Source organism: Bacteroides cutis (assembly GCF_900241005.1).
GTDB classification, from domain to species: Bacteria; Bacteroidota; Bacteroidia; order Bacteroidales; family Bacteroidaceae; genus Bacteroides; species Bacteroides cutis.
This window is the reverse complement of sequence record NZ_OEST01000003.1, coordinates 91,116-103,376: the sequence shown is the minus strand read 5'-3', so window position 1 is coordinate 103,376 and position 12,261 is coordinate 91,116. Positions and strand designations below refer to the sequence as shown.

Sequence of the window (12,261 nt, the reverse complement as noted above, 5' to 3'; positions counted from 1 at the left end):
TTCCCGTGCAAAGTTAAGGCGGTCGGGAACCGGCAAGGCGCGGCTTCATTTGAGGTTAACAACCATCAACTCGCAAGCTCGTCAATACTTGTTCAACACAAATGAAATCGTCCATAGGACTATCCGCTTCCTCCTTGCCTTGTTTCCCTTCTGTCCGCCTTGTGGTCCGCACGTAAAATCAAATCCCGCCGGACGAGGGAAACCCTCCGAAGGCAGGGATAAAAAAACAAAAGTCAAACTTAAAATTCAAGACGTATGAAACAGATGATTTGGTCAAGCTATGACCTGTTGGACGAAACGGCAAAAGAATACTATCAAAATTCACAACGGGAAATATTGGACGATGACTGTTACGAGGTCAGCGATGAAGAATGGGCAGAAGAAGTATATCGCTGGCTGGACGACGAACGGAGCAACCTGAATAAAGAAGTGGACGGCATTATTGTCGTGTTCGGCAACTTGGGATTATGGAACGGCCGGAGACAAGGCTATCAAATATTGGGCAGCACCATTGCCGATATTTTGAAATCCCAGTGCGACGATGCAGAATGGTACGGCGACGGCTATAACATTCGCGGACGGATGGGCCATCATGACGGTACGAACTACACCTTGTATCGTATCGCCAAAGACCGTGATGAAGCGGAGCGTATCGCCGATAAGATTTACAACCGTGAAATCGACGAAGAAGGTTTCCGCCGGAGAACACGTTCCCTCTATCCGTATGTAGCCGCCGTGTACGGCTGGAAAACAAGGCAGCGCAAGCCGGACAAGGCCGCATAAAATGCTGTCCACAAAATACCGCAACGCATCCGCCAGAGATGGTTGCGGTATCCTTTATCGAATGGGCGAAACACAGAACCGTCTCCTTTTATAATCAGCTCCATTCCTTTTTATCACTACTCACGGAGCAATATCCGCCTTTTATACCGACCCCGGTCTTTCGTATATCTCCCGTCTTTTCTTCTTTCCATCACCGGTTTGGTTTTACCAGATGCAAAGGTAGGCCGTCGCACTTGATCCGGTGGCTTGAAGTGCATTTCTTGCAAAATTCTTCCTTACCGGGGTAAGAGTAATTTTCCAAGGAAAGCCACCGTATGAAGTTTTCCCGACAGCCGTGTACCGCATCCGTAAAACCCCAAAGCGGTTCAGGAAGAAAGAACCGACAAAAGGGAAAATAAGTATTAACAATTTCAAAAAACTAAGATTATGCCTAATCATGTGACAAACCGTTTAGAAATAAACGCAGACCGGGAAACAGTACAAAAAGTAATGAATTTCTTAAAAGGTAAAACCGATGATGACAATACGCCTTGTTACATCGACTTCAACAACATCATTCCTATGCCTGAAGAACTGTTGATAGAAAAAAGCAGCAGTGGAGATTTGGGTATGAAATACCTTGAAGCAATGCAGTTGAAGCCATTCTATTTTTTATTGGACGATGATGCTTTGAGAACCATTCAATGGATAGAAGGATTGGCGGAAAAGGACAGAAAAGAAGCGCTGCAACTTGGAGCATCGTATTTGGAAAATCGGAAAAAGTACGGTTATCCCACTTGGTACGAGTGGTCTACCGCCACATGGGGTACAAAATGGAATGCCTATCACCAAGACTTTGAAGAGCCGAACATACTTTGGTTCGATACGGCATGGAATGGAGTGCCACTGCTTATCCAAAAACTTTCCGAGATATTTCCGGATGTGGAATTCCATTACGCCTATGCGGACGAAGACTTAGGTTTCAATACGGGAAGAGGAACAGCCCGCAATGGAGAAATCAACATGACGATACCCGAAGGTAGAAGCAACGAAGCCTTTGAAATCATGTTTTTTGTGAAACCGGGAATGGACGAATATTTTGAACTGACGGACGAAGGTTACAAATGGGTTTCCTAAACATTCGGTACAGATAATGACCGGTGCAGGTTCGGGATACATTGACAATGGATGTGTCCTGAATCCTTTTGCCGGAATTCCCCCTTTATATCTTCATGGCTCTTTCCCTTTTATCGAAACGCGGTCCGTTCCCCTTTGTACCGTGACTATCCAGCCGGAAAGTAATCCTTTTATAACATTTTAGCTTCCCCCGTTTTATCCTCCTTACAGCCGTTTCCCAACACTCCATGCCGAAAGCCCGCTTATTTTTTCTGCAAAGTTCGATTGCCGCTTGTCTGTCCTGTCAAGAACCGCTTACGCTTGCTGTCGAAAAATCTTCCTCCCCGACTTTGTTGGAGAGTGTATTTTTCGCAGCCTTCTTGCCTGGACCGACCGTCAATCCTATAGGCAGAAAAATAATCAACCTTTCGGTACAGGATTGTACCAAAGGGAAAAACAAAAAATAGTTCAAACTTAAAATTTAGAGCGTATGACATTTAAAGAATTTATGCAAGAGAACGGTTATGAGTTACAAACAACCTTTTGGGAAGACTTCTCAATAGCGGACAGATTTGGGTTGGCGGCTGTTTTGGACACTTTCAACCGGGCTTTCAGGGAGTGGAAAGGGGACTATAAGTTCTTGACGGAACTGACATTGGTACTTAACCATAAGATATGGCAATACTATGAAAACAGACCGGATATGGCGGTACTTTACAATACTCTTTGGGAACAAGCCGACCAATACGCCAAAGAGAATCTGAAAGGGAACGAGTTAAGCTATTACTGGGAGGTGACGGATTAAATATATAATACCCTCGCATGATATAAAGAAAAAGAGGCAGTTCTAAAAGCCTCTTTTCTTTATAGGTTAACTTCTAATTCTTTTCCACCAGATAAACAAAAATACGCATTCTGGAGCTGGTGTAAGTATTCTATGCGGTGTCCGCTTACCGTATATTCATTAGCATGAGTGGTAATGTAATATACAGTTTGATCATCCCAGTCTTGTGTAATCTCCATTTCATCATTGTCAAATGTATAATCGTCAAGCTGATTAAAACCGCATTGCAAAACCAATTTTTCAGTAAGTAATATTGGCTGAATGTCTCCATTTGTTTTATACGGAGGTTCTCCCCATTTATAAACAACGGATATATTCTCTTTTCTCAACTTAGGATCATAATCCAATGCACAAACCAAAGATGGTTTACCTTTATAAGCAACGTAATTGCCAACTCTCAATTCTTTAATCATAACAATTCTGTATTATCTTTTAGACTAAAAACTTAATCCCTCTTAAATCGCTAATAGATACAAATCTACAAAATAAAATGAAACTTTTACACGTCCTTTATTTTCCCTCTTTTACGGCATTCAGGAATACTTTTGCCGGTTTGAAGGCGGGGATGGAATGAGCCGGAATCACAATAGTTGTGTTCTTTGATATGTTACGGGCCACCTTCTCTGCCCTTTGCTTGATAATGAAGCTACCGAAACCCCGCAGGAACACTTCGTTCCCGGCAATCATCGCATCTTTTACATTCTCCATGAATGCCTCGACCACGGTCATTACGACCTCTTTCTCTATTCCGGTCTGCTGTGCAATCCGGCTAACAATTTCTGCTTTTGTCATATATAAGAATTAAATAGCAATGTACAAAAATGCAACTTTTTTTGGATAAGTCAAATCTTTGGCCCACCTTTGCGGCGAAATAACGCAAAGGACATTTTATAATCCTCATCGGAGGGCTATGGAAGCCGGATAAGATGACTGGGTAAAACCATCGTCTTATCCGGCTTCCGTCGTTTTCTGCCGGAAGTAAACCATATAATATAAAATACAAAGACGTATGAAAGAAAAAGTGATTGATTTTGGGAATGAGAGAGTTTCCGTTCTGTTTAAGAAACTGTTTTTCCCCACTCTGTTGGGAATGTTGAGTATGTCGGCGGTAACGACTATCGACGGGATTTTCGTGGGACACGGCGTGGGCAGCGACGGGATTGCAGCTGTAAATATCTGCGTCCCTCTACTGATGTCACTCATGGGTGTTGGACTGATGATGGGGGCAGGTTGTTCCGTAATCGCTTCCATTTACTTGTCGAAAGGAAAAACCGTTTTGGCACGTGCGACCATCACCCAAGCCATGCTTTTCGTGACGCTCATATCCGTAACCGTCGGAGGATTCATTCTGGCGTTTCCCGAAGAAACCGCCCGTATGCTTGGCTCGTCGGAGCATTTGCTGCCGCTGGTTGTCGATTATCTGGTCTGGTTTTCCCCGTCTCTGCTGTTCGAGTTGTGGATTGCCGTCGCCTTGTTTGCCATGCGCCTGGACGGCGCTCCGAAACTCGCCATGTGGTGCAGCATCATAGCCGCAGCGGTGAATGTCGTTCTCGACTGGCTGTTCATCTTCCCGCTGGGCTGGGGAGTGATGGGGGCGGCATTTGCTACCTCCCTGAGTTGTTTGGCCGGGGCAGCGGTGGCGATGGGTTACTTGTTGTTCTATGCCCGTGACACTCGTTTGCATTCTCTTCGTCCGGGTAGAAAAAAGATTTTATTCTTCTTCCATGATATAGGAATGCAGTGTAAGATAGGATCATCCGCCTTGTTAGGCGAATTGACAATGGCGATATTGCTGTTCATCGGCAACCAGGTATTCATGCGCCATTTGGGAGATGACGGAGTAGGTGCTTTCGGAGTAAGCTGTTATTATCTCCCGTTCGTCTTCATGATAGGTAACGCCATTGCCCAATCTGCCCAGCCTATTATCAGTTACAATTTCGGCACAGGAAGCACGGAAAGAGTTCGTTCCGCCTTACGCGTTTCCGTGTTTGCGGCATTAGTTTGCGGAGTCATTTCTACTGCCGCCTTTATCCTGTTTCCTGAATTGCTTGTCGGACTATTCTTGCGCATTGACAATACTGCCGCACGCATAGCGATAGAAGGATTCCCTTATTATGGCACGGGGTTCATCTTCTTTATTTTGAACCTCTCCATTATCGGATATTATCAGAGCATGGAACAAGTAAAGCCGGCCATCACATTTGCTGTCTTGCGCGGACTTGTTTTTCTGGTTCCGTGCTTCATGGCATTACCTGCCATAATGGGAGTAAAAGGAATTTGGCTCGCCTTACCGTTGTCTGAAATTCTGACGACTTTAGTGATTGTCGTTACATTTTGGATATATTCCCGGCAACGTGCCATAATTTGCAGGTAATTTTTTCGGATTTAGGTTCCATGTAAAATGCCGCTATCAAAAAAGTTTAAAGATTGGTAGCGGCATTCTGAGCAGTTATCCGGAATAAAAATTCCGCCAAATGCATGATGTATTAATAAACATTAATGGGTCGTAAGCAATAATTCGTTATCAAAACTGTACATTTGCATAGCATATTATATACATATAACAATAAATATATTATAATTTATGGATAAATACATCATTGGCGAGAACGCTGGTAAAGTTTGGCGTTTATTGAATAGTGACCATCTCCGTAAATGGGAATTTTCAGAGATAAAGAAAATTACAGGGATGGATGATGCCGAGTTGGGTAGTGCTATTGGCTGGTTGGCCCGTGAAGATAAGGTACAATTCGAACTTGAACATCATAACAGTAAGGACGAAAAGGCATACTTGTATCTTATGTTGAATGTATATATTTGACTCCTTCCTATAATGCTGAAAAAAGAAAGAAACCATGCTGATGAAAAACATGATTTCTTTCTTTTCGTTTGGTATAGAACACAATGACGGGACACTTCCATCAATGAGAGACCGAGTTGGAGAAGACATTGATGACGACCACTCCGGCAATAATCAGGACCAGCCCGATGATGGCAGCCAGGTCGAGGTGCTGTTTGAAAACGAAAAAGCCGATAAGCGCGATAAGAATGATACCCACTCCCGACCAAATGGCGTAAGCTATGCCTACCGGAATGCTCTTCAGTACGACACTCAAGCAATAGAAAGCCGCCGCGTACCCCAGAACGGTCAATACGGACGGAACGAGTTTGGTAAACTGTTCGCTCTGTTTCAAGAAAGAAGTGGCTACAGTTTCAAAAACGATAGCCAAAAACAAGATAAGGTAAGTTTTCATTTATCTACATTCATCTTTTGATTTATACGAATCATATTCCGACTCCTGACACGAAAGAACCGGCAAGACAATGCCGCCGTTGCCTCATACGTGTTACTGGTCACGCCGGTAGTCGCTCTTGCTAAAACCGCCGAACACCGCTTTCAGAAGTTTACCCACTACCCAGAACACAACGATTATCAATATTACTTCCATACTACGTTTTTATTTAACCTGTATTAATAAATTAAACATCTGCTGTTTGTTACCAAGAGTGCGAATCCCTTTCAATCTTGTTTTCCGACAGTTAAACCGTTTATAAGCGGTAGTTGCCGCCGCCCTTTTCGTTTTACGGGTTATTCTTCCGCCGGACTGTCGTCCTTTTTCTTTTTCCGGGTTCCCAAGGGGCCGCTGAATTTCCCCCTGTTGAGTTTTACCCCATGCCTGTGGAGCACGCTGAATACCGAACTCCGACTGCTGTACCCGCTTACCGCCATGATGTCCTCGAATGAATGGCCGTTGACATACATGTCAACAATAGTATTTTCCTTGTCGGCCTTATCCATAGCCTTCATCGTTTTCTTCGGAATCTTCGCGTTCTGTTGCAGGTTCAAGACACGTGCGGACGAATATCGCAGTATCGCCACCTCTTCGGGAAGCGCCCCGAACATCTCCAGCACATCGGCAACCGTCGTTTCGGGAAACAGTTTACCCCGTGAGTCGATCCGGTCATGGATGGATATGATGCGTACCACCTTGATACGGCACAACTCAATGAAAGCCGACAGTTCGCGCGACCCTCGGAGGGCATTGCTGAATTTGGCCACCACTACCTCGTCACCCCTTTCGAGGCTCGCCACAAGCTGTTTCCATTTAGGCCGTAGCGCCTCGCTTTCGACCGGTTCCTCTATCACTTGTACACAGCCGTACTTCTGCATCCATTCTTTGTCAGCCTCGAACCCGTCGTAACGATCCGCCTTAAATATGTAACCTACTTTTGCCATCTCATTGTACACTTCTATGATAACAAGTACAAATATAACAGTTTTATTTTAAACTAAACCATACTTTGAACGGAAAATCGAATAAAGCACTTAAATCTCCCGTTTTTTTCACTTGTTTTCATTGAAAATCAAACTATTAAGTGTAATGTTAAAAATAGCTTATAAAACAAATTTCAACACTTGCCATCTTGAAAATAATACTTAGATTTGCGCTGTAAAATTCAAAATTGAACAATGAATAGTAGAAAATCATACTTAAAAATCATACTTCCCATTGCTGGACTTTCTGCCGCTTCGATTGCCGTTTTCACATTCCCGTCATGCGACAGTCCGAACGGCAAATCACTGGCGGAACCCCAAGACACGCCTGCCGGTCTGTACAGAGAGTACCTCTCCGAGATACGCAAGTCCCAAGAACTTTCCTTTGAAGAGCTGACTGTATGTATCGGGGAATGGCAAACCTTGAAAGATTCCGTGGCTGCAGCCATTCGGCAGGACACGGCCCGTCAGGCCCATTCCGGCACACGGGAAGAATGTCGTCTGTTACACGACTCCATTTGCTCGGAACTTTCCCGGTTGGCCCTGTCGAAACCGCGCACCTACAAGGAAGTGTTGAGCTTAAAAGAGCGGTTCTCTCCCTATGCCGGAGACGTGGAACTACACCGTTCCGCCGAGGAGATCCGCCCGTTTTTCGCAGCGCTGGATAAACGGCCTGCCTACCGTGGCAACAAGGAGCAAACGCTGTCGGCATATCGTAAGTTGCTTGCCGGAACCCTGAACAACGGCATACACGACAGTCGTGACCTCAAGAGATTCATCGAGAAAGAAGACGCCGTTTTTCGCGCTTTTCTGTCCGGTCTGCACGATTCCGGCAGTGCAAACATGGCCGACATTACCCGCGACACGGAGAAGTGCTGTTCCGAGGTGTTTCTCGCTGCCGGACGCAAAGAGATTACCTACAAGGAGGCCCTGATATACATGGCCCTGCGTGCCGACCGCCGACTGATACAGAACGTGCGTACCTGTCTCGACGACATACATCGGGGCGAAATCGCGACACCCGAACAGGCGCACGCCTACATCTGGATGATACTCCAGCCCTACGCTTCCTTGGACGGCCTCTGTATGACGCTTCTTTCCCCAGAGGATAAGAAAGCCCTCGACCGGATTGCGACCGAAACACCCGGCGCTTTCGAGACACTGCGTAAAATCCTGTCGTCAGAGAACAACCGGTTGGACGAGCTGCCCGGTATGCTCATGGAGATATTCATCGCCTCTTTGTAAAAGCCTATTCATAAAATAAACGATATATGATTATGTTACGACACTTTCTGGATGACTTCATGTCGTTCGTACCCCTGCAAATGCCGCAGCTTCTCAATGTGGCGACAATGGAGGAGCCGCAGTTTTACGGCGACTACGTTCTGCTCACGTTCCCGTTGCGGGACCCCTATGATTTGGAGGAGGTCATGGACATATTCGAGGACGACATGGAGCTGATCACGCTCTACCACCATGTGCCGGTCGGATTGGAAAAATCCGGTCATAGCACCTGTGCCTACTCCAATCCCGCTTTCGGACAAATGTTCAAGATGAACGCCCGGACAGACGCGGACGGTAAGGTAAACCGCGTCATCGCGACCGTTTACGATTCGTTGGAACTGATGTACGGCGACCTGTCTCTCGACTTGAAACTCCACACCGGAAACGGCAGCTTCAAGTACAAGAAGGAGCTGGAAGACGTGCTGTTGGATTTCATGTAAAACAGTTCCTATGCGAAACACGATATATCGCCAGATGATTTTCTGCATCGACACATACCGCACATGGATAGAGGTGGCCGATGACAACCTCTACAAGGAGCACGTCATTCCGAGGAACAACCGGACCGATTTCCTGGTTTCCCGCACGCTGGTACTGCGTGCTTGCAAACCGCATGGCACATACGACCGGGGCATGACGTGGACGATTCCGGAGCATGATCTGGACGCGGCACTGGCTACATACCGCAAGCAGAACGGCATATTCAAGTCCCGGATGAAGAAAGGCGCATCGTCCCTGACAGCTGAAGACACCGAGAACATTATCCGCTTGGCCACCCACGGGATTGTCCGCTTGGAACTCGTGGTACGGCCCGTTCACATACCTTCAAAACCCTATTACCTGTTATGACTTGGATTATATTACAGTTTGTGTTTCTTGCAATGCCTGTCGTCCTTCCGGCACTGTTGTACAGGAGCAGACGTTACTTCATGGCAAAATTCTACGATAAAATGATATGGAGCGAAAAGGCCCGCAGGTTGTACACCCATGTGCTGCTTATCGTATTGCTCCTCTTCCATTATGTCTATACGAGCGGACACCCCGGCGAGTTCGGTGTTGTGCCATCCACCATTGTGTGTGCCGCATGGGCCTCTTTCCGGCGGGCGGACCGATGGATGCGCTGTTTGCTCGACCGGCCGAAACGTTTCGTCTGGTTTGCGCTCTTGGCATTGGTCATCGGCTTCGTGCCGCATCTGTACACGATGTCCGTAACCATCGCCTTTATTCTTTTGGCTGCCCTGTTCTACCCGTCGGCAAGGGTCATGTCCGAAAGGACAGACATGCGCAAATTCCTCGAATGGCTGGAATATCCCGGAGCATTAGCCGACAGTTATCATAGTATCATCACGCAAGACTGCCATGATAATGCGGATAATGGCAGTCCATACAATCCGCACGATATGAATCATCAAAAACAGAACGAAAATGAGAAATAGAAATGAAGCACCCGCCACCATACTGGCCAACACGGAAGTGTTCGACTATCTGAAAGAAAAAGTCGGCGAGCGGAAAACAAGAACAGAAGCCTACTGCGACCTGTTGGATAAATCGCTGGCAGGTTTCGTCTCCCCGTTTTTAAGGAAACAAGACTACGACCTCGGTCCCTGCCAGTGCCATGTGACCGTTTCCGACCTTGCATCCGAGTGGCATTGGCACCGCGCCACCGTCCGCTCGTTTCTGGACACGCTCGAAGCATTCGGGCAGTTGGAACGTATCCGGCTGGCGAAAAGCGTCATCATTACCATGCACCTGCGAATCGGCACGCCTGACATGCCGGACAGTGGGCAGAAAGAAACGGACTTTGCCACAAGAATACAAGGAATATTGTACGATTGGGTGATTGGCAAAGCAACTTCTTTCGATGTCGGCAAATCATGCGGACAAATCATGCGTCAGACCTTGGCGGAGATAACCGGACAGGACAGCCGGGCCTATCCGGACAACCATTCCGGCACGACATCCGTGCATACCCTCCGATCAGAAGAACAATTGCGTGAGACCGTTTTGGAGTGTATCGCCCATGCCGCCCTATGGCGGGTTCTGCGCAAGTCGAGATTCGACGACGGCTCACCGCTCGTGCAGTTCTTCCGGTCCGATCTCGGTGGGGAATGGGCGGCGTTCATCGAAGCCTCGAAAGAGCTTGCAGAGCTTGTTATCGACGGAAAGCCGGATGGAACGGATTTCGGTATGGACGAAGAGACGGAACGCCTCGAATCGCTTCGTAAACCCTTTCTATCGCTTTTAGCGAAGGCGCAGGAAGAAAGTTGAACAGGGATTCGCAGACAAAGATTGTATAACCACGGGCAATTCTCCCCGGTTCAGGTTCAAATATCCTTCCAGTTATAGCAGGCATCCGGGCTTGCCCGTCTGCCACTGAACAAAGGGAAGGGGGAGCCTAATACCCCGACCGACATTCGTCGGTGGGAAGGGTGTCCGTACAAGCAGCAAGCTGGGGACACGGGGGATTGTCCGAAATAACACGGAAGCAGTATGGCAAATGCAAAACAGGTTCTTGACGTTCAAGTGTCGAAAGGAATCACCGCCGCCCAAGGCAACGAACATCTGCGCAATCGCAGCAAAGAGGCAGAGAAGTACGCCATGAGTAAGGGCAACTACGATCCCACTCGCAAACATCTGAACTTCGAGATTGCGTCCGGAGGCAAGATACGCCCTATTGACACGAGCCGTAATATCCCGGAACGGATGGCGGACATATTGGGCCGTCGCGGAATAAAGGACCCCAACGAGGGACTGATCGAACCGAAATACCGCACGGTGGTAAACATCATCTTTGGAGGTTCGCGGGAGCGGATGCACGAACTCGCATTCGGTACGCAGAAGGTGGATTTTGAAAAAGGTGCGGACAATACCAGCATCAAAAGGAAGAGCGACATCGAACGTTGGGCAAAGGATGTCTATTCATTCGTTTGTGGCAGATACGGAGAGCAGAATGTTGCCGCCTTCATTGTACACCTCGACGAGTTGAATCCGCACGTGCATTGCACGCTTCTGCCAATCAAAGACGGGAAGTTTGCGTACAAGGAGATATTCGCCGGAAAGGACAAGTTCGAATATAGTGCGAGAATGAAACAGCTCCATACGGACTTTTTCGCCGAGGTCAACACGAAATGGGGAATGGCGAGAGGCCGGAGCGTCGCCGAGACCGGCGCACGGCACAGGACGACGGAAGAATACCGCCGTATGCTCTCGGAAGAGTGTACAACTATCGAGGAGAATATTGACCGCCACCAAAAAGTGCTTTCCGATCTTCATTCGGATATACGGCTGGCAGAGCGCAGGGTAAAGGGTCTCACTTCAATGGTGGAAAACCTGCGACGAGAGAAATCCGAAAAGGAGGCCCAACTGGCAGCACTCGAAAATGACATGAACTCCCGAAAAGACGATGCCTTGGCCATATCCGCCGAGAAAGAGAAACTCGAAAAAGAACTGGTCGCTATCCAAGGGAAACTGGCAGACAAACAGGAGAAGTTACAGACTGCCGACCGACAGCTTTCCGACCTCAAAGAGAATATGGATGCCATTCAGGAACGCACGGAACAGCTTAAGGAAGAAGCCTACGAATACACCCGTGATGTACATTCCAAAGTGGACAGCCTGCTCAAGGATGCCATGCTGGAAAACATGGTCGATGAGTGGCGGGAACTGTCGGCACGTATGAAGCCCTCCGAACGGCAACTGTTCGATGGCACCCTCGTGCGCTCCGTGGCAGAACAAGGCACGGAAGTCATGCACTGCGCCACACTGTTGTTCCTCGGCATGGTCGATGATGCCACTACATTTGCCGAAACACGTGGCGGAGGTGGTGGCGGCAGTGACCTCAAATGGGGACGCGATGACGACGAGGACAACCGGGCATGGGCGCTCCGCTGCATGAGAATGGCGAGCCGCATGATGCGTCCGGCCATCGGCAAAAAGCCCAAACGATAAATGGCAAAGATTGCCTGAAAACTGAATAGAT

The 12,261-nt window shown here is 47.7% G+C and carries 16 protein-coding genes; 11 read left to right on the top strand and 5 right to left on the bottom strand.

The features are described from left to right. The first annotated feature begins 255 nt into the window (after window positions 1-255). The 3 genes from C1A09_RS07700 to C1A09_RS07685 all read left to right on the top strand — a co-directional run bounded on the left by C1A09_RS07700 (window position 256) and on the right by C1A09_RS07685 (window position 2,683). Window positions 256-783, top strand: a complete 528-nt coding sequence (locus C1A09_RS07700; RefSeq protein ID WP_007571928.1) for a hypothetical protein — start codon at window positions 256-258, stop codon at window positions 781-783. 426 nt (window positions 784-1,209) lie between these two features. Then, a complete protein-coding gene (locus tag C1A09_RS07695) occupies window positions 1,210-1,899 on the top strand; it encodes a DUF1281 family ferredoxin-like fold protein (protein WP_007571930.1) in 690 nt (229 codons plus the stop codon). Between the two features lie 469 nt (window positions 1,900-2,368). Further along, window positions 2,369-2,683: a hypothetical protein gene (locus tag C1A09_RS07685; protein ID WP_007571936.1), complete on the top strand. Its 315-nt coding sequence runs from the start codon at window positions 2,369-2,371 to the stop codon at window positions 2,681-2,683. Window positions 2,684-2,742: 59 nt separating this feature from the next. Here C1A09_RS07685 and C1A09_RS07680 read toward each other — a convergent pair whose 3' ends face one another. Further along, window positions 2,743-3,135, bottom strand: a complete 393-nt coding sequence (locus tag C1A09_RS07680; RefSeq protein WP_007571940.1) for a hypothetical protein — start codon at window positions 3,133-3,135, stop codon at window positions 2,743-2,745. 97 nt (window positions 3,136-3,232) lie between these two features. After that, complete coding sequence (locus C1A09_RS07675) at window positions 3,233-3,514, bottom strand: HU family DNA-binding protein (RefSeq protein ID WP_007571941.1); 282 nt, start codon at window positions 3,512-3,514, stop codon at window positions 3,233-3,235. A 217-nt stretch (window positions 3,515-3,731) separates the two neighbouring features. Here C1A09_RS07675 and C1A09_RS07670 point away from each other — a divergent pair, with 217 nt between their 5' ends. Together C1A09_RS07670 and C1A09_RS07665 are read left to right on the top strand one after the other, a co-directional pair. Beyond that, window positions 3,732-5,096, top strand: a complete 1,365-nt coding sequence (locus C1A09_RS07670; protein ID WP_007571943.1) for an MATE family efflux transporter — start codon at window positions 3,732-3,734, stop codon at window positions 5,094-5,096. Between the two features lie 210 nt (window positions 5,097-5,306). Further along, complete coding sequence (locus C1A09_RS07665) at window positions 5,307-5,543, top strand: winged helix-turn-helix domain-containing protein (protein WP_007571944.1); 237 nt, start codon at window positions 5,307-5,309, stop codon at window positions 5,541-5,543. A 100-nt stretch (window positions 5,544-5,643) separates the two neighbouring features. Here the strand turns inward: C1A09_RS07665 and C1A09_RS07660 are convergent, their stop codons facing one another. Next, the gene (locus C1A09_RS07660; RefSeq protein ID WP_008654963.1) at window positions 5,644-5,976 is read right to left on the bottom strand and encodes a DMT family transporter; all 333 of its coding nucleotides are present in this window, start codon (window positions 5,974-5,976) and stop codon (window positions 5,644-5,646) included. Between the two features lie 335 nt (window positions 5,977-6,311). Beyond that, window positions 6,312-6,959, bottom strand: a complete 648-nt coding sequence (locus tag C1A09_RS07655; protein WP_007571946.1) for a recombinase family protein — start codon at window positions 6,957-6,959, stop codon at window positions 6,312-6,314. A 234-nt stretch (window positions 6,960-7,193) separates the two neighbouring features. Here C1A09_RS07655 and C1A09_RS07650 point away from each other — a divergent pair, with 234 nt between their 5' ends. Genes C1A09_RS07650 through C1A09_RS16505 form a run of 3 tightly spaced genes read left to right on the top strand, consistent with a single transcriptional unit; the run spans window position 7,194 to window position 9,131 of the window. Beyond that, complete coding sequence (locus C1A09_RS07650) at window positions 7,194-8,243, top strand: hypothetical protein (protein ID WP_007571947.1); 1,050 nt, start codon at window positions 7,194-7,196, stop codon at window positions 8,241-8,243. Window positions 8,244-8,269: 26 nt separating this feature from the next. Further along, a complete protein-coding gene (locus tag C1A09_RS07645) occupies window positions 8,270-8,722 on the top strand; it encodes a hypothetical protein (protein ID WP_007571948.1) in 453 nt (150 codons plus the stop codon). A 10-nt stretch (window positions 8,723-8,732) separates the two neighbouring features. Further along, on the top strand, window positions 8,733-9,131 hold the full coding sequence (locus C1A09_RS16505; RefSeq protein ID WP_171059043.1) for a hypothetical protein: 399 nt from the start codon (window positions 8,733-8,735) through the stop codon (window positions 9,129-9,131). An 11-nt stretch (window positions 9,132-9,142) separates the two neighbouring features. Here C1A09_RS16505 and C1A09_RS16735 read toward each other — a convergent pair whose 3' ends face one another. After that, window positions 9,143-9,301 carry a hypothetical protein gene (locus C1A09_RS16735; protein ID WP_370738725.1) on the bottom strand — a complete coding sequence of 53 codons (159 nt, stop codon included), beginning with the start codon at window positions 9,299-9,301 and terminating at the stop codon, window positions 9,143-9,145. Between the two features lie 96 nt (window positions 9,302-9,397). Here C1A09_RS16735 and C1A09_RS16730 point away from each other — a divergent pair, with 96 nt between their 5' ends. The 3 genes from C1A09_RS16730 to mobV all read left to right on the top strand — a co-directional run bounded on the left by C1A09_RS16730 (window position 9,398) and on the right by mobV (window position 12,230). Continuing rightward, a complete protein-coding gene (locus C1A09_RS16730; RefSeq protein WP_370738724.1) occupies window positions 9,398-9,718 on the top strand; it encodes a hypothetical protein in 321 nt (106 codons plus the stop codon). Next, the gene (locus C1A09_RS07630; RefSeq protein WP_008654966.1) at window positions 9,708-10,550 is read left to right on the top strand and encodes a hypothetical protein; all 843 of its coding nucleotides are present in this window, start codon (window positions 9,708-9,710) and stop codon (window positions 10,548-10,550) included. Before C1A09_RS16730 ends, C1A09_RS07630 begins: the two co-directional genes overlap by 11 nt. A 222-nt stretch (window positions 10,551-10,772) precedes the next feature. Further along, window positions 10,773-12,230: a MobV family relaxase gene (gene mobV / locus C1A09_RS07625; RefSeq protein WP_007571955.1), complete on the top strand. Its 1,458-nt coding sequence runs from the start codon at window positions 10,773-10,775 to the stop codon at window positions 12,228-12,230. The last annotated feature ends 31 nt before the right edge of the window (window positions 12,231-12,261 follow it).